Annotated in this window: 28 protein-coding genes and 1 tRNA gene; 3 read left to right on the plus strand and 26 right to left on the minus strand. The window is 30.6% G+C overall.

Going from position 1 to position 17,255, the window contains the following annotated elements:
* Window positions 1–3: 3 nt before the first annotated feature.
* From B3M86_RS05745 to B3M86_RS05790, 10 genes are all read right to left on the minus strand, one after another.
* Entirely contained in the window at window positions 4–519 is a 516-nt protein-coding gene (locus tag B3M86_RS05745; RefSeq protein WP_291076345.1) for a hypothetical protein, read from the minus strand.
* 141 nt (window positions 520–660) lie between these two features.
* Window positions 661–1,176 carry a hypothetical protein gene (locus tag B3M86_RS05750; protein WP_286512134.1) on the minus strand — a complete coding sequence of 172 codons (516 nt, stop codon included), beginning with the start codon at window positions 1,174–1,176 and terminating at the stop codon, window positions 661–663.
* Window positions 1,177–1,201: 25 nt separating this feature from the next.
* Window positions 1,202–1,603, minus strand: coding sequence for a hypothetical protein (locus tag B3M86_RS05755; RefSeq protein ID WP_291076349.1), 402 nt, complete (start codon window positions 1,601–1,603; stop codon window positions 1,202–1,204).
* Window positions 1,600–2,031 carry a hypothetical protein gene (locus B3M86_RS05760; RefSeq protein ID WP_291076351.1) on the minus strand — a complete coding sequence of 144 codons (432 nt, stop codon included), beginning with the start codon at window positions 2,029–2,031 and terminating at the stop codon, window positions 1,600–1,602. The genes B3M86_RS05755 and B3M86_RS05760 overlap by 4 nt, the downstream gene beginning before the upstream one ends.
* A complete protein-coding gene (locus B3M86_RS05765; RefSeq protein ID WP_291076352.1) occupies window positions 2,022–2,351 on the minus strand; it encodes a hypothetical protein in 330 nt (109 codons plus the stop codon). The genes B3M86_RS05760 and B3M86_RS05765 overlap by 10 nt, the downstream gene beginning before the upstream one ends.
* Window positions 2,342–2,659, minus strand: a complete 318-nt coding sequence (locus B3M86_RS05770) for a DUF6706 family protein (protein WP_291076353.1) — start codon at window positions 2,657–2,659, stop codon at window positions 2,342–2,344. Before B3M86_RS05770 ends, B3M86_RS05765 begins: the two co-directional genes overlap by 10 nt.
* Before the next feature lie 2 nt (window positions 2,660–2,661).
* Window positions 2,662–2,943: a hypothetical protein gene (locus B3M86_RS05775; RefSeq protein ID WP_291076355.1), complete on the minus strand. Its 282-nt coding sequence runs from the start codon at window positions 2,941–2,943 to the stop codon at window positions 2,662–2,664.
* A gap of 2 nt (window positions 2,944–2,945) precedes the next feature.
* Complete coding sequence (locus tag B3M86_RS05780; protein WP_291076357.1) at window positions 2,946–4,064, minus strand: major capsid protein; 1,119 nt, start codon at window positions 4,062–4,064, stop codon at window positions 2,946–2,948.
* A gap of 16 nt (window positions 4,065–4,080) precedes the next feature.
* On the minus strand, window positions 4,081–4,611 hold the full coding sequence (locus B3M86_RS05785) for a hypothetical protein (RefSeq protein ID WP_291076359.1): 531 nt from the start codon (window positions 4,609–4,611) through the stop codon (window positions 4,081–4,083).
* 2 nt (window positions 4,612–4,613) lie between these two features.
* Complete coding sequence (locus B3M86_RS05790) at window positions 4,614–5,315, minus strand: hypothetical protein (RefSeq protein WP_291076361.1); 702 nt, start codon at window positions 5,313–5,315, stop codon at window positions 4,614–4,616.
* A gap of 151 nt (window positions 5,316–5,466) precedes the next feature.
* Between B3M86_RS05790 and B3M86_RS05795 the strand changes: the two genes are divergently transcribed.
* Both B3M86_RS05795 and B3M86_RS05800 read left to right on the plus strand, forming a co-directional pair.
* The gene (locus B3M86_RS05795) at window positions 5,467–5,625 is read left to right on the plus strand and encodes a hypothetical protein (RefSeq protein ID WP_291078986.1); all 159 of its coding nucleotides are present in this window, start codon (window positions 5,467–5,469) and stop codon (window positions 5,623–5,625) included.
* Window positions 5,626–5,627: 2 nt separating this feature from the next.
* A complete protein-coding gene (locus B3M86_RS05800; protein ID WP_291076363.1) occupies window positions 5,628–6,119 on the plus strand; it encodes a hypothetical protein in 492 nt (163 codons plus the stop codon).
* Window positions 6,120–6,500: 381 nt separating this feature from the next.
* Here the strand turns inward: B3M86_RS05800 and B3M86_RS05805 are convergent, their stop codons facing one another.
* The gene (locus B3M86_RS05805) at window positions 6,501–6,776 is read right to left on the minus strand and encodes a hypothetical protein (protein WP_291078988.1); all 276 of its coding nucleotides are present in this window, start codon (window positions 6,774–6,776) and stop codon (window positions 6,501–6,503) included.
* A gap of 35 nt (window positions 6,777–6,811) precedes the next feature.
* Here B3M86_RS05805 and B3M86_RS05810 point away from each other — a divergent pair, with 35 nt between their 5' ends.
* Window positions 6,812–7,015 carry a hypothetical protein gene (locus B3M86_RS05810; protein WP_291076368.1) on the plus strand — a complete coding sequence of 68 codons (204 nt, stop codon included), beginning with the start codon at window positions 6,812–6,814 and terminating at the stop codon, window positions 7,013–7,015.
* 90 nt (window positions 7,016–7,105) lie between these two features.
* Here B3M86_RS05810 and B3M86_RS05815 read toward each other — a convergent pair whose 3' ends face one another.
* The 15 genes from B3M86_RS05815 to B3M86_RS05885 form a co-directional block, all read right to left on the minus strand.
* Window positions 7,106–7,270, minus strand: a complete 165-nt coding sequence (locus B3M86_RS05815; RefSeq protein ID WP_291076370.1) for a hypothetical protein — start codon at window positions 7,268–7,270, stop codon at window positions 7,106–7,108.
* Window positions 7,271–7,290: 20 nt separating this feature from the next.
* Complete coding sequence (locus tag B3M86_RS05820; protein WP_291076372.1) at window positions 7,291–8,322, minus strand: hypothetical protein; 1,032 nt, start codon at window positions 8,320–8,322, stop codon at window positions 7,291–7,293.
* Window positions 8,301–8,624, minus strand: coding sequence for a hypothetical protein (locus B3M86_RS05825; RefSeq protein ID WP_291076374.1), 324 nt, complete (start codon window positions 8,622–8,624; stop codon window positions 8,301–8,303). Before B3M86_RS05825 ends, B3M86_RS05820 begins: the two co-directional genes overlap by 22 nt.
* Entirely contained in the window at window positions 8,621–8,866 is a 246-nt protein-coding gene (locus B3M86_RS05830; protein ID WP_291076376.1) for a hypothetical protein, read from the minus strand. The genes B3M86_RS05825 and B3M86_RS05830 overlap by 4 nt, the downstream gene beginning before the upstream one ends.
* 7 nt (window positions 8,867–8,873) lie before the next feature.
* Entirely contained in the window at window positions 8,874–9,125 is a 252-nt protein-coding gene (locus tag B3M86_RS05835; RefSeq protein WP_291076377.1) for a hypothetical protein, read from the minus strand.
* Between the two features lie 446 nt (window positions 9,126–9,571).
* The gene (locus B3M86_RS05840) at window positions 9,572–10,963 is read right to left on the minus strand and encodes a phage portal protein (protein WP_291076379.1); all 1,392 of its coding nucleotides are present in this window, start codon (window positions 10,961–10,963) and stop codon (window positions 9,572–9,574) included.
* Between the two features lie 8 nt (window positions 10,964–10,971).
* The gene (locus B3M86_RS05845; RefSeq protein WP_291076381.1) at window positions 10,972–11,238 is read right to left on the minus strand and encodes a hypothetical protein; all 267 of its coding nucleotides are present in this window, start codon (window positions 11,236–11,238) and stop codon (window positions 10,972–10,974) included.
* A 10-nt stretch (window positions 11,239–11,248) separates the two neighbouring features.
* Complete coding sequence (gene terL, locus B3M86_RS05850; protein ID WP_291076382.1) at window positions 11,249–13,693, minus strand: phage terminase large subunit; 2,445 nt, start codon at window positions 13,691–13,693, stop codon at window positions 11,249–11,251.
* Window positions 13,683–14,516, minus strand: a complete 834-nt coding sequence (locus B3M86_RS05855) for a terminase small subunit (RefSeq protein ID WP_291076384.1) — start codon at window positions 14,514–14,516, stop codon at window positions 13,683–13,685. The genes terL and B3M86_RS05855 overlap by 11 nt, the downstream gene beginning before the upstream one ends.
* Before the next feature lie 3 nt (window positions 14,517–14,519).
* Window positions 14,520–15,035: a hypothetical protein gene (locus tag B3M86_RS05860; protein ID WP_291076386.1), complete on the minus strand. Its 516-nt coding sequence runs from the start codon at window positions 15,033–15,035 to the stop codon at window positions 14,520–14,522.
* A 161-nt stretch (window positions 15,036–15,196) separates the two neighbouring features.
* A tRNA-His gene (locus B3M86_RS05865) sits at window positions 15,197–15,270 on the minus strand.
* A 35-nt stretch (window positions 15,271–15,305) separates the two neighbouring features.
* Window positions 15,306–15,731 carry a hypothetical protein gene (locus B3M86_RS05870; RefSeq protein ID WP_291076387.1) on the minus strand — a complete coding sequence of 142 codons (426 nt, stop codon included), beginning with the start codon at window positions 15,729–15,731 and terminating at the stop codon, window positions 15,306–15,308.
* Between the two features lie 348 nt (window positions 15,732–16,079).
* Window positions 16,080–16,397: a hypothetical protein gene (locus tag B3M86_RS05875; RefSeq protein ID WP_291076389.1), complete on the minus strand. Its 318-nt coding sequence runs from the start codon at window positions 16,395–16,397 to the stop codon at window positions 16,080–16,082.
* Complete coding sequence (locus B3M86_RS05880) at window positions 16,394–16,825, minus strand: hypothetical protein (protein ID WP_291076391.1); 432 nt, start codon at window positions 16,823–16,825, stop codon at window positions 16,394–16,396. The genes B3M86_RS05875 and B3M86_RS05880 overlap by 4 nt, the downstream gene beginning before the upstream one ends.
* Window positions 16,822–17,241, minus strand: a complete 420-nt coding sequence (locus tag B3M86_RS05885) for a hypothetical protein (RefSeq protein ID WP_291076393.1) — start codon at window positions 17,239–17,241, stop codon at window positions 16,822–16,824. Before B3M86_RS05885 ends, B3M86_RS05880 begins: the two co-directional genes overlap by 4 nt.
* Between the last annotated feature and the right edge of the window lie 14 nt (window positions 17,242–17,255).

Here is a 17,255-nt window from a genome sequence, read left to right on the forward strand (position 1 = left end):
CAGTTACTCTACTTCGTTTGGACTTATCGTCATCTTTATCGATGCTAATCGAGTAGAGTTCATAAAATTTGCTAGATCTTGAGATTTTAAAATTTCATTGATAACATTGAAAAGCATTGCTGGAGTAAGCGAATCAAAAAGAATAGATGATACTCGTTTAAATTCTGATTTTGAATAATCAACACCAAGAACCGCTACCGCAACTATATTAGCCATCAGTTTTGAATTTTTCGCAGCAATTAGCTTCGTTTCATTGAAAATATCAACTTCACTATTCAATTTATCATTATCGATAAATAGTTCGATTTGATATTGACAAAGTCGGTCCAAAGTCGATAATGTACAAGGTTTTATTTCGAACTTTTCTTTTACTTTTTTAGTTACTCTTTTTTCATAGGGAATTAATCCAAAAAAGAACTTTTCTTGAACAATTGCTTTCTTGTTATATTCAACTTCAAACTCGTAAGGAGCTTCAATTAAAGTCTTGATTTCTTCTCTTTGTATATCTTTTTGATCCATATATTTCGATTTATACAAAAATGGTGAAGGGATAAGGATTTAGTATTATAAAATCGAGCGAGATAAGAGTGAGTTAAGAGGAAGAAATAAAAAAAACCACTACTATAAAGAGTGGTTTTTAGTTTTAAAATATTAAATCAATTATCCTGTTGGTAAGTCTGAAACATTACCAGCTAAAACTGATTTCTTACCTTCTCCTGGAGACAAAGGAGTTACTGTAAAGTTCATTGTAATTAAATTACTTTGATTCATTTCACCAGAAAGTACAGCAGAAATAGAAGCTTTTGGAATTTTGAAATACAATCCTTGTTCAGGTTGAATATATAATGCTTTTTCAACTGATTTAGCTTTTCCGTCAAACTCCCATTCTTTTGAAGTTACGTTTACTGATCCGCCAATATAATCAGCCATCATTTTAGGATCTACATTCATTAAATTAAATTTGAATGTAATTTTACCTTGTTTTGTAATTACAACCTTAGGAATTGGATTACCTTCTTCTTTAAATTCTGTTGTTTCACCTTCTTCTTGCTCTAAAGAACCAGAATCTTCGAATACTTCACCAATTTTTGTCATTGTTGAAGTTTCAGGCATTGTTCCATCAGCTGAAACTTCTGCTACCATTACTTTGGCTAAACCAAATGTGTATGTTGCCATAATATCGTTTTTTATAAATTAATAATTAGTTTGTTTTTTGATCGTAAATCCTCCATTGAATGCGAAGATTTACATAATGTTCTTTTCCGTTTTGTTCTTGTATGATTCCTAAGTCTGAAATATAAACTGACTTCCCTATGAATTGATGATTTTCAAATACTTTGCGAACAACTCTCGAAATCTCTTTTAATCTTCTTGAATTTTTAACTCCCAATTCTAAATCAGGTACATAAATATTAATATTCGAAGTTGCTAATTGCGGTTTAAAAACAGTTGTAATTGTGATAGTATTCACGACAATGTCTTCGTTCAGTGAATTTATTGGACGACTATCATTATACAACTTACCTTTTATAGCAGATTTAACTTCATCAATATTTAAAGCTTTAAAAAGCAATTCATTTGCGTCAAAAGTATCGTACATCATTTCATCATTATTTGTTTGATTATTAAATCAGCTACTTGTTTAGCGTAATTCTCAGAAGCTGCTAAAACATTGTAACCACGAGATTCAACCGAATAAGCGTAATTCATTCCTGCTGTAAAAACTAAGACTATTTTAGCTTTACTTGCATTGGAAGCTAATTCACGAGCGAATTGTTTTCCCTCGGATGTTCCAACTGCTTTACCTTCGTAAAATTCTCTGTAAACTTGTCCATTTACGAAAAGTACATAACCAATAGATGATCTTAAGTTTCCTGTTTGGTCCATAAAACCAACACTTTGTTTTGCATGAGAAACTACTCTTTCACCTAAGTATAAATAAGCTTGAATACACTTTTTTAAAGTATCATCAATTATTTTTTGATTTAGCTTATCTAAATCTTTACTCGAAAAATTCGGTCTTATACCCATAATCTATTATGTAATAATCCTTGCGTAAACCTTAGTGCACTACCTTTAATCCTTACGTCCTTACCTTCTGAATCATTTGAAACAATGATAGTTTTTCCTAATTCGATTGGTAAAACAGATTTATCCAAATGAATCACTGAATTAAAAGCAATTGTAATTCCATCAGTTCCAGCAATCACTTTCCCACTTGAATTAACCTGTTCACGACACATAGAAATAAATTTAATTCCGTTTTCATTCGGAATCATTTCGCCTGTTTCTTCATCGTAAATCAAAGAATTATCTTCAATAAATAGATAATGATTGTGTCCTATCCCCATGGTTTAATCGCTGTTACACTTGGTTCATTTTCGTCTAATGGATTAGGTAAATCCAACTTTGTAGCTAATCGACCTAACATCATTCGAATTGCATTCCAATTCCATTTAACTGTCATATCGCCTTCTGATACACTTTCATACATCGGAATCCAAGAACAAAAAGAATCATACAAAGCTTTTTCGCAGTCTTTCAATATCAATTGTGCGTCTGGATCTAAAGTTGGATTTTCAGCAAATAGAATAATGATATCATTTGCATTAGCTCCTACTCTCGACATTACGCTTTGTATGTATTCTTTATTTGTCATGATTAAGCTTCTGAGATTAGTTTACGTTCTAATAAAGAAGCAATTCGAGATTCTTCAAAATCAGCAGGAATAACTTCGTTCACTTCGTAAATCTTTGATTCGTTATTTTGATCACGGAAACGAGAAATCACTTTGTAAGATTTAGGTTTTTCTAAAACTTTGTACAATTCATCTAATTCCGATTGCTCAATTTTTGAACCTACTTCGATATTTCTCTCAGCTAGCAATTCCGCTAACTGAGAGTTTTTTTCTACTAATGTTTTAGTGACTGTTACTTTAGCCATAACTATCCAACTGGTAAAACTTTATCTACAATCTCTTTATTCCAAGTAGTATTATTTACTTGCATAAGAGTTGATCTACCTGCTAAATCCCAAACAGGGAATGCATTTGCAATACCTTGAGTAACCTCTTTTACAGGATTCTCTTCCGACCATTTTTTGATTAAAGTATGAGAACGTAAAACTTTTAAAGCTTTAGAGTTCTTCAAGTTCATATCAATTGGTTTTTTGTAAAGAGTTCTTCCTAAAACTTTAGCTTCTGATAACATTACAACATCATCCTCGAATGGATTACCTGTTACACGATCTCCGTTTTTATCTTCAAGAGTAATATCTTGGTCGATAATCACGATTTGGATTCCATTTAACCCCACTGCTTTCGCAAAATAAGAGTTCACTCCAGCTAAATCAGGCTCTTGAGCTGCACCAATCAAATTTGTAACATAAGAAGCAGAATTTTTGACAATTTGCTCTTGTCTTACAATCTTTGACAAAGTTGTAGGATTCATAAAAGCATATTTATAAGAAGCTCCGAAAGATTTTCCTACTTTAATTGCTTTCTTAAAATCTGAAACGATATCAGCATCTGTTCCATCCCAAGATTTTGAAACGCCTACTTTTTGTGTTGTTGGAATTTCATAATCCAATGGCATAGCTTGTTTAACGCCTTGTGACGTTTCTTGATTCATTACTAAACCACCTAGCGAGATTTGACGCAATGCCATCCATTCAATTTTTGAAGCAATACCCGTCCAACAAAACTCAGTATCTTCTGCCCAAAACTCAATTAAAGCAGTCATATCTCTATTTTGAGAGAACATTGCAACAGCAATATCATATTCAGTTAATTCGTTTTCTTCTAACTCGCGAGAAATAGCAATTTTTGGAATTGATCCTGCTATTTTTTCGATAGCATCACGAACTTTCTTTGGAATAGTTGAACCTCTAGCAACTAAATCTGCTGCGATTTTCAATCCAACTTGTGATTCTAACGTTGTAAACGTTAACTTATAAGTTTCTTTTACAGGAAACAAAGTTGGATAGTAAAAAGGCTTTAAATCGTACGTATTTACTACGGCTTGTACATCACTTTCTACTAAGCCAATCATTAATGATTCGTTCATTTTCTTGTTTTATATATTAAACATAAACTAATGTTGGAGCAGTTGCTTTTTGCTCAGTTGTTAATCCAGGGCAATTTGATTCTTGGATAACCGCAATAACCCACGCACTTACAAAAACATTTCCTTTATCAGAAACGTTTTTCTCTTCACCGCAAACTGCAATTACAACTTTTGACTCTCCAATAACATCTCCTTTTACTACAGCTTTAGAAAAACCTTTATCTAAAGTCAAAGTATCAAAGTCTGTTTTTGATTTATCAATTGCAGTGATTTTAGCACCCAAAATTGTCATTCCTACTTTTAAATGAGAACCTTTTAAAACATCAATTGATGTCGCAGAGGTATCTGCTGCTTTAGAAATAACTGCATTTCCTACTACTTCATAAAGCCCACCTTTTCCTTTTGCAAGTGGTGCACCTTCTAAAAGACGTTCATCTTCTAATGTCGTAGGATCAATTGCAACTCCTCCAGGAATATCAGCTACTTTATGTAAAATACATCTTGTCGGCTTACGCCCTTTAGATCTTGAAATTTGTAATTCTGACATAATTAAATTTCTTTACCACCTAATCCATCATCAGTTGTTGCAGTAGATTTTGTAATAAAATCTTTTACTGAACTTGATACACCATCGGGAGCTTTTTCTCCGAATGAAGGCTGATGATTAGTTAAGCCTTGATTAATAAATGATTGATTTGATGTTGTTACATCTGTTTGAATTTCCGCCAAGTATTCCGCAAATTCTTCGTCATTTTCAAAAGACATACGAGGGAAATTCTTTGAAATTGTATTTTTCAAAGTTTCGTCTTTTACATCTTTTAAAATGTCATTGATTTGAGAAAGCCTTGTTTCTGTAGTCTTACCAGCTTTGATAGAGTTGATTTCTTGCAATAATGGAGCTGTTGCTTTTTCAATAGCATTCGCAACGATTGAAGCAATATCTGCAGGATCAGAATTTCCTCCTTCTTCCTTTTTTGGTTCTGGATCTCCTTCTCCTTCACCACCTTTACTTTTGCCAGCATTTTCTAAAGCTGTTTTTGTCGCTTTAGCAATTTCAGAATCTACTTCCGAACGTAATTCTTTTTGAAATTCAGTAACCTGTTCGTCTGTTAACTTTTCGACAAGTGCCTGTGCTTCTTCTTCTGTTGTGATTTGTAACGAATAAGCTGTTGCTAATCGCGCCAAAACATCTTTTCGAACGCCTTTACTTAGAAATCTAGTATTAAGTAATTCAAGTAATTTTTGTTTCATTATAATGAGATTTTAATTTCAAATCGATTAAAACAAAAATATTGAACAATTTTCGCTTAAGTAGCGTATTTTTTAACGAGATAAGAGCGAGTTATGGGAAAGAAAATTGAATTAAATTTGTATAATAGTAAATATATACTTACTTTTGAGCATGAATTTTAAAGAGATAAAAAAAATATACAATTTAACTAATGAAAAGATGGCTGATATTTTTGGAATTAAATCAGCTGATGCTTTCAAGAATTCATCTGCAAAAAAGAGATATGAAGAAGCAGTAGTTAAGTTGTATGAAATTTTTAAAGAGAAGTAATTATGGAGAACACAAATATCATTTTGGCGAACGAGTTGAGAATTGGGAATTACTTATATAGAAAAGTTTATAATCCAATACCTAATAAAGAAGATTATTATTTTGACAAAGTTAAAGTAGAGGGCATTTTAAAAGATTGTGTTTATTTTATTATAAATAACAAAAAACAAATATTTAAATCAAATAATTTAAAACCAATCCCACTAACCGAACAAAGATTGATTGAGTTTGGTTTTGAATTTAATTGCTATAGTGGTGATGATAAATTATTAAATTTTAATAATTTTCAAATTAATATTAATGGTTATGATAATTCAATTATATCTTATAATGGAAATCGTATTTATAATGTTCACCAACTGCAAAACTTATATTTCGCATTAACAAGAGAAGAATTAATATTTCATAATACATCAATCACGTGTCAAAAAGAAACAAAATATTTTAATACTGGGAATTATACCGATTGGACACCTATGCCAGACGAAGTATAATTTAATATTTTACGTCTTCACGTAAAAACAATCAATTTTCATTAGCTACCTTTACTTTAATGAAAATCACAGGTCAAAAAGAAATTATTCCTCAACTTTTTTATGAATTAAGTTTAGATCGGCTAGTTCCATCTGATAACTTTTATCGCCAAGTAAATCAAGTGTTTTAGCCCAAGTTATTTATTTAAAACAAGGGAAGAACTACGCTTCTACAAAATCACTCCTTCACTCCTTAAAAAGAGAGTTTTTAAGCAAACCTAATTTTACATTAATATATTTTTCTAAAAATAAACCTCGCTTAAAAAGGCTTAAACGAGGTCATATATTCTGTTTTTACTGTAAATTGGAGTTATGCAACAGTTACGTATGTTAGGTGCAATGCTATACGCACCAACGAGCGAAATCAATTTCAGAAGTAGATTTAACAATATTAGCCACTTCTATTGCTTCTTCTTTCTCATACATTCCAGCAGCAACACAGCATATAAACCAATAATGCAAACTATCTTCGGTTGAGTGTGCAGCTTCATCGTCTAATGCGATGCTTCTAATGTCTGCAACTTCTTTAATTGCCATTTCTTTTGTAAGTTTTTCTAAATTTTCCATTTTATAAAGTTTTGTAATTAGAACTGCACCTAACATCGGTGCTTGTTGCACAACACTAAATATAGCAATTTTTCATATCTTGTAGTATGCAAGGTCAAAAAGAAATTATAAATGCAGTTTTAGAAGCTTTGGATACTTCGTCGATTGGAATAGGAATTAAAGAACGTTATTCAATTTCAAAGAATAACGACGGTTATAATTTTTCTCTAAAATTCCATTTGAAAGAAGGTCAAAAAACAAATGAAACTGATTATTTTTGGCTTGGATGGGTATCAAATCAATATTATTAAAAGAAAATATGAGTAAACTTGAAATTAACGGAAAATTCAAAGAAGATTTTGTTTTAAATTGGATAATGAGATAAAAAAAAGCGAAACCAATTAAGATTTCGCAAGCACACTAAACTCTCCTGCAGGAGCGAAATAAATTCCTTTATTTTCCATTTCAATCACAAATGTAGTAGGTTTACCTGTTGGATAAGTAATTCTAACTAATTTACCTACATTTTTAGTATGTCTATGTATTAATTTATCTCCTATTTCCATATTGATAAAATTAGTAATTTTTAAACAAACTCCTTAACCCAATAAGGAACCGTCTTATACCCCTTATAAATGTCTGCTTTTTCTTTAAGATGATTCTTGAAATTAGCAGGCATTTCTTTTATCTCAGTAGTTTGAAAATTACCTAAATGCGAATAAGAAGGCTTTACAGCTCCTTTTAATTCATCGGTAAACACTTCGATTGGTTTAAGTATTGGGATTTGGTAACAGCGACAATTCGGATGCCAACCTGTAAATAAAAACCACTTTGGATAACTGTCAGCTAACGGACCACAAACCCCGCAATCAAAAACATTATTCGAACGTTTAATTTCGAAACCAACAACAAAGTCCATTGACTTCCAACGTTGATTTTCTGATTCTTTGTAAAAAGTATTGATTTCTGAACTTGCCAGCCTTAAAGCATTTTTATGAGCTGAACGATAAACACCTTGCCCTGGATTATAAGCTGCAGCATTTTTACTTAGATGTAATTGTCCTTTAACATCGCGAACTCTTCTAAAAAGCTTTGCAGGTTCGTTAAGATATTGTTTAATATCTCTTGCTAAAACTTGAGCAGAATCTCCATTTTTTAAAGCTATTTCTAGCGAATCAATGATGTTTGTTTCAAAGTTTTTAGAATACTTCCAAACTCTATCAGATAACTTGAATTGATTTAATCTTGATTTACGTGCTTGCATATAATTATCAAGATTATTATTTCGGAAAATATCTTGAGTAGCTTTATTTAGTTTATTAATATCAAAATAAGTTTCAACGAATCTTGTTGCGGTTCCTTGCGCTAGCATCCATTGTTCTTTTGTTGCAGAATTGATTTTATTTTCTAAATCGAATGAAAGTTGTTTCGTTAACTTTTCAATTTCCTTTTTTAACTGAGGAGTTAAAGAGTCTAAATCAATATTTTCATTCAATTGATACAACGAAATTACCTTCGAAATGTATTTTTGAAATAATCTTTCGATTTGTTGCAAGTTTTTACCTGCTGCAATTCTTGCAAGTTTTTCGTCTTGGATTATGAATTCTTCGATTGACATTTATTTATTCTTTTCCAAATTTCATTAAAAATATACTCAGTCAAATACGCTTGAGTTTCGTCATTACTCGTATCTAATTTTACTCCTTTGAACTCAAATATACGATTGACAATATGCACTACTTCATGAGTGATTAATGCAGGGTGTAAATTCGTTTCTTGAAATGTTACATAAATTACTTTATTTTCTGTTGTGCAAACATAAGCTTGACCATCTTCTTTTGGGATTTCGTCAACAATAAACAAATGAAAGTAATGATCGTAAATTGGAACGTAAATTCTATTTTTTAAAAGTGTTTTCATTTGATAGCAGGTTGATTGTTCATCTTTTTAATTAATCTTTGAGTTTTCGCTCTTTGATCAATAATTATATTAATGCAAGCTTGACATTGTTTTTTACAAGGATCAGGAAATAAAATATCTTGTTTTTGTTTTTCTGTTAATGGTAAAGATTGAAGTTCATGATTTACTTCATTCCACTCATCAATCGAAAAATCTTCATGTCCAGAATGATGTTGACAATAGAAGTTTGTATCTGATTTCATTTGATGGCTATTTGACTTCGCTATATGTTTTATGAAAAATATCGGGCTTACATGGATAAAATTCTCCTTCAATTCCTTTAATGATAAAATCACCTGTATTAGCTACCATAACACCTTCTAACGTTGGAATTCTTAAACCTCCATCTAATCCTTTTTTGATTAATCCGTTAGACCATTCAATTATTTCTTCTTGACTTTTAGTATTATATTCAAGCTCTTTCGCTTCAATAATAACTGGCTTTTTAATGTATTTCTTCATGTTACATTTTTTAAGTTTTTATAACACATTTTTGAAATGTGTTACATTTTGCTATTTAATTATCATATCGAGGATCTCCTCGAAATGGTCAACTGTTCGGAATTTCCTAACAGTTCATCTTAACACTTAATCTTAATCATCTTGGTACATTTTTAGACGAACTTAGATGTTGCTTAGACGAACTCAATTCTTGCTTACTTTTATAAATCCCTCTGTTTAAGCTAAAAACAACGTCTAAATTCATCTTGCTTAGTGTTTATTTTTAGATAAACTTATTTGATATAATTCCCTAATATTAAATCAAAAGGATTGTCGTAAATAATATCTTCTTTCATATTTTCTTTTTTAATTCTATTTTTTTTTACCATTGTCAAAATAAGTATTCTACAACCTGCTTATTTGTACACTTTTTGTAGGAATAAGCAGATTTGTAAGGTTTTTATTTCTTATTCGCTCGCTGGATTAAAATAATCCACGTTATTTAATTCCTTTTCCTCCTGCTTAATCTTCTCGTAATCCTCAGTATCTTGACCCTGCCAATTCTTAACCGACTTCTCGTGAGATTCTAAAGGTTTGTTTCCGTTTTTAAGTAAAGCGATTTCGACCTGTTCTTTTTCGTTTTCAACCATAAAAGGAACAATCTCTGGCTCGATAACAAGATTGTCAATTGCAGTTTTCCAAGCTGGATTTAATGTTGCAAGAATTTTTTTAATAATATTGATTCGACGCTGCAAATACTCATCATAGATTTCTCGTTTCTCCATTACTTTCAAATGCGCATCAAGGAATAACATTTTTAAAGCAGTTCCAGAAAGAGCACCTAAAGATTTTACTTCATCGAATGAAATATTAGGAGTTTGAGAGAACAATTGAATATTCTTAACAAGATTATCGATTTCAAGTTTAATTGAGTCTGTGGCTTGATCCCATGATAAATAACTCATATCAGATTCTTTGTCAAGCTCAACTCCTCCTCCTGGTCCTTTGTTCAAGTAATTTTTAAGTTTACCAATTACTTTAAGAATTGGATAAGCATTTCGATCATTCACTTCTCCATGATCAGAAACCAATACTTCAATCCTTTCGATTAAATCTTGTACATCATACCAAGAAACATTTTCCTGTTCTCCAAAGACAGCAGGAATCTTTTCTAGTACTTGCTTTTTAGGATAACCATCTACAAGCTCCCATTCTTTTAAATTCTCGAATAAATAAGTAAAATTTTGCGTGTAAACTTCAAAATACTCAACCTCTTTTCCTTCAATCTTTTTTATGTAATTACGAGAGAAACAAATCATATCATCAAAGTCATCTTTACACGGATATAGTTGACTACTATTTTTTAAAGACAATAACATTGCTTTGATTTTCATCTTAGTTTTAAATCCGTAAGAATCATGTTCTTCGCCTTCTTTCAAATACCAAAGCTCACCTCCTTCTGTATAAGAACCTATTGATTCAGCTAGTTTGCGATTGAATGAAGGTTCCTTGATGTCGTGTAAAATTCTTTCAATTGCCTTTAAAACAGCTTTCTCTGTTTCATCATTTGGATTAGCTCTTAAAATCGGTTGATTACCGAAAATCATAGCTTTTTCTTTTCGAACAATCCATTTTTGATAAGCTAATGCAATAGAAATAACATCTTTGTTTTTATCTTTTTCATCCTTATCCTTAGGCCGTCTAAGAATAGGATTCATTATATCATGCTGCTTTGGATCTAATTCCTTTTTAGCTTTTTCAATGATTTTTGTTTTATCTTTATCTTGTTTTAAGGCATCGATTATCTTTTGTATTTTTGAGCCTTCGGGTATTTTTAAAAGTTTACATAGTTCGTTCATTTATTTTTTTAAAATCGTTTGCGATAAAAGTTTGGAGGAATAACAGAAGTTCTTTCTTTTGGATAGTCTATTAATCTAAATTCGGCAGAAGCGACAGAATCAATTAATTCTTTCATAGAATCGTTTGTACATTCTAAATAGTTTACAAATTTTTCTACATTTTCTTTCACTTCGACAAGTGATAAATTACAAGCTGTTGCAATTTTTTCAATTTCTTCAGTTAATCCTCTTTTTGAATCTTCACTTCCAACGATAATTACATTCTTATTTTCCATGGTTTTGTTTTTAAAAGTTCAATCTTGATAGTATATCTTCGGTTTCTTCGATACTGCTTTCTCCTCTCCTTTCAACCGTTCCTGTCAAAGCATCTTCCGCGTCATCAAATTCGTTTTTACCTACTTTCATGTAAGTTGTAATATGAGTGTGAAAAGTTGGCCATAATTTATCCCAACCAACAGGAAAGAAAGTTAAATTCATTACTTCATTTGATCGGGTGAATATTCGTACATTCTTATTTAAACTTTGATGAAAATCATCAACATACGTTTCATTATTACCCATTTCTCGCATCTGTTTTTCAACATTACGAGCAAAACCACGACCTCCGTTATTAGATTCAATTACTGCTTCTTCAATAGCGTGCATAGTTAAAGATTCAGCAGTTTTCGGCTCGGTGTACTCCATTGGTTTTTGAGTGTATAAAACATCTAAAATGTAATTTCCGTGCGGTTGTTCTTCGTATGAAATTGCACATAAATAATCTTTCCCTTCATCAGCTGTATCAATATAAGCTTTACGGATTGCAGATTTTGAATAAGGAATAGTTTCGTAAGTTTTAAATTCACGATCATACATTAATCCTTCTAATGGTTTAGGATTCTGCATATATTGAGTTTCGAAGACAAATGAATTCTTTTCTTTTTCCTTTCTTAATTCAGCTAAAGTGTGTTTAAATTCCCAAAGCGCAACTTCTTCACCTTCTTCATTTGTGTAAATACAAGGAAGTTCTAAAACCTCCCAATCCTCACCTTCTTCACGAATTAATTTACCGCATAAATCATCAACGTGCAATCGTTGCATAATGATGATAATTGGTGTATTTCTTGAATTGACACGGTTTTTAATTGTCGTATCAAATTTGTTATTTACCTTATTTCGAATTGTTGCAGATGTTGCATCATCAGGTTTAATAGGGTCGTCAATGATAATAGCTCCACCGAATTCAGTTCCGTCAACAGCTAATAAATCATCTAAGGCCTTTTCAAACTCTTCTTCTTCTTTTTTTTCGTCAACTAAACCAGCTCCAAACCCTGTTACTTGCCCACTTGATGAGGTTGCATAAAGCCCTCCTCCTTCGGTTGTATACCAATGCTTTTTACCTCTGTTAGCTAGTCTTGTTTCAAAAAGTGCTTTATATTGTGGTAATTCTATAACATTACGCACGCCTTCTGAGTTGTCAATTGCTAATCCATCTGAATACGATAAATGAATGAACTTTGCTTTTGGATTTAATCCTAAACCCATTGCAATAAAGTTTTTTACAGCTAATTCGGTATTATGAGTAACAATCAAATCTCTACCTGCACAAAACAAACTATCTTTTGCATCTACAGTAAAACAAACTGTTTCACGATCTTCAACTTTAGTTATTGATTTTATAAATCTTTTTGTAAAATGTCTTCTAGTTAAAGGTTTCCAAAATTTCTTTTTTCTTTCTAAATGAAAAGGACAATCTTTTATTTTAAAGAATAATGAATTTCTATATTCTTTATAAATCCCTCCTAATGAACAAATCAATTCTTTTACGTTTTGTAATAAAACTTCGTTAGTTGAACAAAAACTTACTTGATTATTTTTTCTATTAACAGTTCCATCAGTATCACATAAACCCCTTAAAAGTTCTAATCTTTGTTTATGACTAGATAATAAATATTTCAAAGGAATATGTTTATTTTTATGAAGATTTAGCTGTTTAAGTTTTGAAATAAAATTATTTCTTAAGCCATAAGTAATTGCCTTTCCTGAATTTTGATGCGTTCTAACAACAGTATTATATGATTCAAATTTTGAAATAATTTCTTCGTCCATAGTTGTAATAGAAGCAGTATGTGAATGACCATCACCTAACCAACATCCTAATAGATATGGATCAATTTCTAAATCATTTCTATCGTCGATTTCCAAACTCTGAACATTTGGAATATGCCATAATTTATGCCCATCGTTTGCATATAATTTTCCAATCAAATCTTTCGTTTTTCTAATTTGTTGGAAAGTAAATTTATCTTTCCTTGATAAGTCTTTATGATTTAAACTCCATAAATGCTCACTACATGTTATTAAATACGTATCATCACTAAACTCTACTTTATAAGCATTTGTTATTCCTTGAGGATAAACACCTATAATTTTTGTTGGTTTTCCATCACTTCCAAAAACATAATCTCCAATCGTTAATTCATTTGCTTTTTTCCAACCATCAATAGTAAGCATATCTGTATTACAATCAATAGCTTTCCCATAACGAGGCGCCACATTGATAATAAGACGTTTAACCTCTCCTTTTAATACTCGATTTAAAACATCTGATATTTTTTCGTGATGAGATCCAACAATAAACTTTCGATTTTGATTATGTTTGAAAAAATAGCGTGTAAAATTTAAGGTACTGGAAAGTACCCAAGTTTTTAATACATCAATATCTCGTATGTCAGAATTCTTAATAGTCATTTTCTAAACTATTGTAAAGTTCTTGAGCTTCTTTCTTTGTTAGAATGCGAGCTGGAGTAGTAATTGTTTCACCGTTGGATGTGTGGTCTTTTTTATCTGTTAGTCCTAAATCACGCGCTATTATATTAGCGTTAAAAGCTCCAATAACAGCACCTTCGAATTTTTGAGTAAATATAATTTCGCGCACACGTGTAATGACTGTAGAAAAATCTTCTGACAAAATATCTTCTTTATCAATTAAAGATTTCTCAAATTGCTCTAAATATCTTTCGTTACATCCCAAATAAATACACAACCCTTTAATAGTATAAGGTCTTGCAGTTGGGATTTCCATTAAAGGATTTATAGCTCCTTTCATTACTTTATCTAAATCTGCACCTTCTTCTTTTGCGAACTGCATTAATTCCAATATATCTATACTAGAATTACCTTTCTTTTGCTCTAATTTAACCCAAGGATTATCATCACACCATTGAAAGTATTCGCAAGTAGCTTCCCATAATAACTCAGGAGTTGTAAATAATTTATCTCTCCCATGTTTTGATCTTTGCTGCCAAAACTTATTACCAATCATCCAAGGAGCTTTTGATTTCTCTTTTCGTTCTTTCTCAACATCATCAGCCAAATCATTAATAGATTTATCCAAACCAAGAAATCCCTCAGCTTGACTAAGAGTAATAGACTTTACATTAGTTAAATCATTCGGAAGCTTAACCTTTTCTCTACCAAGAATAACCCAAAGTAAACCTTTGGAATCCTTCTTGATTTTTATATCAGATGATTTCCATTCTTTTACGATTTGTGATTTACTTTGTTTTGCCATTGGTTAAACTTTATCAATTACTTGGTTATTTGTGATTATTTGCATCACGTCATTATAGTTTCTGCGATACTCTGGAGTGAATTTAAAAAGATCGTCGTGCTTTTCGACAATGAGTTCAATCGTTTTAATTGCTTTGTTTATTTTTTTAGAAATAAGTTTCTTTTCGATTTTATATGAAAAACAAATAGTAACATAGATTGCTCTAGCATAAAATAAATGAGTTCTCCTGTCATTTAAAGCATAATCTTGAAGGTTTAATCCTGTAACAATATTGATTGCTTTTTCAATTTCTTCAAAGATTAATTGAGTTGAGGTTTTTGGAGCAGAATCAGCATATTCGATTTTATATTTTTTTTGTTCAGCTCTAAATTTTAAAACAATAAGCTCTTCATCATTTATCCAATCATTTGGAAGAAATAGATATTGTTCATTTTCTAAAATCTCAATCCTTTTTGAAAGGTCCGGGATTAAAGATGTTTGAACATTCTTTGAGTTAAATCTATTTACTTTTTGATCCATGAATAAAAATAAAAAAGGCAGTAAATAGCGCTTTGCTACTTACTGCCTAATTATTAGCGCCTTTGTTTATAATAAAATTTAAAATTCATTTTTAAATAAAAGACTGATTACTAAACTTCATCAGTCTTTAAATACCCGAAACATTTCCTTAACAGAAATAGTGGAAAAGAAAGGGCTCGAACCTTTGACCTCTTGATTCATCATCTAAGCACTCTACCTACTGAGCTACTTTCCCAACCAACAAAACACAAAGAAATATATGTAAAAAATTCACCTTCCAAATATTAAAAGCATCGCGTCTCGTTGCTCTTGGTTTGTTCTTTTTTTGATTCCTGTAATGAGTGAAAAATCCTTGTTATCTCTTTTTTTAGTGGTTGGTTTTACCTTAAAATGAGTTAAGTTTAGATATTCGCACATCTCAACAATCTTATAAGCTACTTCATGATTTCGTCCTGTTCGATTTCCTATATTTGCATTTATAGAAGCTGAACCTTTTCTAAGTTTATGCCAGTTAGATTTATTTAAAAATCCACATTCGACATAAACTTTGACTTTCTCAGTTCCAAAATCATTTTTTAATGATTGTAGCTTATCATAAAGATCAAAGAACGTAAGGTTTGCTAACTCGTAATTTTTATTGTGAATTAATGCAAAACCATTTTTCTCAACGTCTGGATCTATTCCGACTAAAATCATATAAAAAACCTCCTATTTTCATAAGAGGTTTAAAAATCAAGTTCAATTGATGTTAGCCACAAAACCCCTTTCGTTGAATATTGATTCAAATATGAGGTAAGTCTCTGTATTAAAAAAGAATAATCGTATAAAAAACATGTTTTTTTGGTGAAATTTCTGTTTTTGTTTACGGGTGTGTTGTATAGTGTACAAGGGTGTAAATTTTATGATGTTTTTGCGCTGAATTTATATTTTATTTCTTTTTGCAATTTGTTGAATTCTACCTTTCTTTTATGACTTAAATTATTTTTATTCCCAATCGTTAACTCTACCAATTCCTGTGTTTCTGTGCAATATGTTGCCTTTACGTTAAACATTTTCATATCTAGAATTATATAAATCGTTTGCTTTTTTGATTGCTTTTTTAATCGCTTGGTGTCTATTATTTTGAAATGATGTTACTTTATGATTTTCATTTGTATTTACAATACAAAGGAATCTGTTACCTAAAAAACTTGAATAATGAATCTCGATATAAATCCCAACACTATCAAAAAAATCAATTATTAAGGCGTTTTGTAGCACTTCTTCTGATATTAATTCTAATTCTTTTGGTGTTAACGTTTTACCTTCTCTGTTTTTGTACCACTCCCAAAACTTTTCTTTACATTTTCCTGTTAAAATCATAATCCTATTTGTTTTTTAGCAGTTTCGGTTAGTGTTAAATCGTAATCAATTAAGTCCTCAATTTTTTTATAAGGATTAAAAAACCATTGATCTTTATTTTCATGACCTATTACTTCATTGGTTTCTGAAATAATTAAAAAATCATTTTGAAGATTATTTGTAATATTTGAAACTTTTATCTCAAACCCTTCGAATAACACTCTATTTTTAGCTTGTTGGTATAAATGAACTCCTAAATAATTATCATCAGCAATATTTTTACTGATTGGATTATTATTTTCATCGCAAGGAACAAACATTCCAAGTTTTGAAGGTTGTTTTAAGAATTGGGCGTAGTTAACAACTCTATGGATTAACTTACTTTGATTTTTTTCGTAAAGCAATTCTGTTTGCTCCAAAACAAAATCTGTCATGCTGATTAGTTTCATACTACCTCTTTTAATTGATTATTAATTCGTTCCGTATTTTCTATTAAAAAGTTAACACAATGCTTTGTAGAATTAATTTTATCGTGTTTCATTAACTCTACAAATCCCATTAAATCGATATATTCATCAATGTTAAGAGTTGACAAAAGATTGACTAATCTTCGTGTTGATTCTTCTGCATAAATGAATCTATTTTGATTCGCTTCATAATGCTGATTATACACTTTCTCTTGCAATTCTTCAATCATTGAAATATTTTGCTTTCCAATGTTTTTAAACCTTTGATTCCAGACTTCTTTCTTATCTGCGATTTCGTCAAACTTTTCAAGTATTACTTGATTTAAGATTGCGATTGTTGTTAATTTTGCATTTAAAACTTCTTGTTTTTGAAACGGCTTTACGACTAATTTACTCATTATATTTTTCGATT

This window comes from Empedobacter sp. UBA6305 (genome assembly GCF_002440405.1).
GTDB classification, from domain to species: domain Bacteria; phylum Bacteroidota; class Bacteroidia; order Flavobacteriales; family Weeksellaceae; genus Empedobacter; species Empedobacter falsenii_B.

Excerpts from the sequence above, each read along its gene's own strand:
- B3M86_RS05745 (WP_291076345.1), bottom strand. The coding sequence starts at position 519 with ATGGATCAAAAAGATATACAAAGAGAAGAAATCAAGACTTTAATTGAA.
- B3M86_RS05750 (WP_286512134.1), bottom strand. The coding sequence starts at position 1,176 with ATGGCAACATACACATTTGGTTTAGCCAAAGTAATGGTAGCAGAAGTT.
- B3M86_RS05755 (WP_291076349.1), bottom strand. The coding sequence starts at position 1,603 with ATGATGTACGATACTTTTGACGCAAATGAATTGCTTTTTAAAGCTTTA.
- B3M86_RS05760 (WP_291076351.1), bottom strand. The coding sequence starts at position 2,031 with ATGGGTATAAGACCGAATTTTTCGAGTAAAGATTTAGATAAGCTAAAT.
- B3M86_RS05765 (WP_291076352.1), bottom strand. The coding sequence starts at position 2,351 with ATGGGGATAGGACACAATCATTATCTATTTATTGAAGATAATTCTTTG.
- B3M86_RS05770 (WP_291076353.1), bottom strand. The coding sequence starts at position 2,659 with ATGACAAATAAAGAATACATACAAAGCGTAATGTCGAGAGTAGGAGCT.
- B3M86_RS05775 (WP_291076355.1), bottom strand. The coding sequence starts at position 2,943 with ATGGCTAAAGTAACAGTCACTAAAACATTAGTAGAAAAAAACTCTCAG.
- B3M86_RS05780 (WP_291076357.1), bottom strand. The coding sequence starts at position 4,064 with ATGAACGAATCATTAATGATTGGCTTAGTAGAAAGTGATGTACAAGCC.
- B3M86_RS05785 (WP_291076359.1), bottom strand. The coding sequence starts at position 4,611 with ATGTCAGAATTACAAATTTCAAGATCTAAAGGGCGTAAGCCGACAAGA.
- B3M86_RS05790 (WP_291076361.1), bottom strand. The coding sequence starts at position 5,315 with ATGAAACAAAAATTACTTGAATTACTTAATACTAGATTTCTAAGTAAA.
- B3M86_RS05795 (WP_291078986.1), top strand. The coding sequence starts at position 5,467 with ATGAATTTTAAAGAGATAAAAAAAATATACAATTTAACTAATGAAAAG.
- B3M86_RS05800 (WP_291076363.1), top strand. The coding sequence starts at position 5,628 with ATGGAGAACACAAATATCATTTTGGCGAACGAGTTGAGAATTGGGAAT.
- B3M86_RS05810 (WP_291076368.1), top strand. The coding sequence starts at position 6,812 with ATGCAAGGTCAAAAAGAAATTATAAATGCAGTTTTAGAAGCTTTGGAT.
- B3M86_RS05815 (WP_291076370.1), bottom strand. The coding sequence starts at position 7,270 with ATGGAAATAGGAGATAAATTAATACATAGACATACTAAAAATGTAGGT.
- B3M86_RS05820 (WP_291076372.1), bottom strand. The coding sequence starts at position 8,322 with ATGTCAATCGAAGAATTCATAATCCAAGACGAAAAACTTGCAAGAATT.
- B3M86_RS05825 (WP_291076374.1), bottom strand. The coding sequence starts at position 8,624 with ATGAAAACACTTTTAAAAAATAGAATTTACGTTCCAATTTACGATCAT.
- B3M86_RS05830 (WP_291076376.1), bottom strand. The coding sequence starts at position 8,866 with ATGAAATCAGATACAAACTTCTATTGTCAACATCATTCTGGACATGAA.
- B3M86_RS05835 (WP_291076377.1), bottom strand. The coding sequence starts at position 9,125 with ATGAAGAAATACATTAAAAAGCCAGTTATTATTGAAGCGAAAGAGCTT.
- B3M86_RS05840 (WP_291076379.1), bottom strand. The coding sequence starts at position 10,963 with ATGAACGAACTATGTAAACTTTTAAAAATACCCGAAGGCTCAAAAATA.
- B3M86_RS05845 (WP_291076381.1), bottom strand. The coding sequence starts at position 11,238 with ATGGAAAATAAGAATGTAATTATCGTTGGAAGTGAAGATTCAAAAAGA.
- terL (WP_291076382.1), bottom strand. The coding sequence starts at position 13,693 with ATGACTATTAAGAATTCTGACATACGAGATATTGATGTATTAAAAACT.
- B3M86_RS05855 (WP_291076384.1), bottom strand. The coding sequence starts at position 14,516 with ATGGCAAAACAAAGTAAATCACAAATCGTAAAAGAATGGAAATCATCT.
- B3M86_RS05860 (WP_291076386.1), bottom strand. The coding sequence starts at position 15,035 with ATGGATCAAAAAGTAAATAGATTTAACTCAAAGAATGTTCAAACATCT.
- B3M86_RS05870 (WP_291076387.1), bottom strand. The coding sequence starts at position 15,731 with ATGATTTTAGTCGGAATAGATCCAGACGTTGAGAAAAATGGTTTTGCA.
- B3M86_RS05875 (WP_291076389.1), bottom strand. The coding sequence starts at position 16,397 with ATGATTTTAACAGGAAAATGTAAAGAAAAGTTTTGGGAGTGGTACAAA.
- B3M86_RS05880 (WP_291076391.1), bottom strand. The coding sequence starts at position 16,825 with ATGAAACTAATCAGCATGACAGATTTTGTTTTGGAGCAAACAGAATTG.
- B3M86_RS05885 (WP_291076393.1), bottom strand. The coding sequence starts at position 17,241 with ATGAGTAAATTAGTCGTAAAGCCGTTTCAAAAACAAGAAGTTTTAAAT.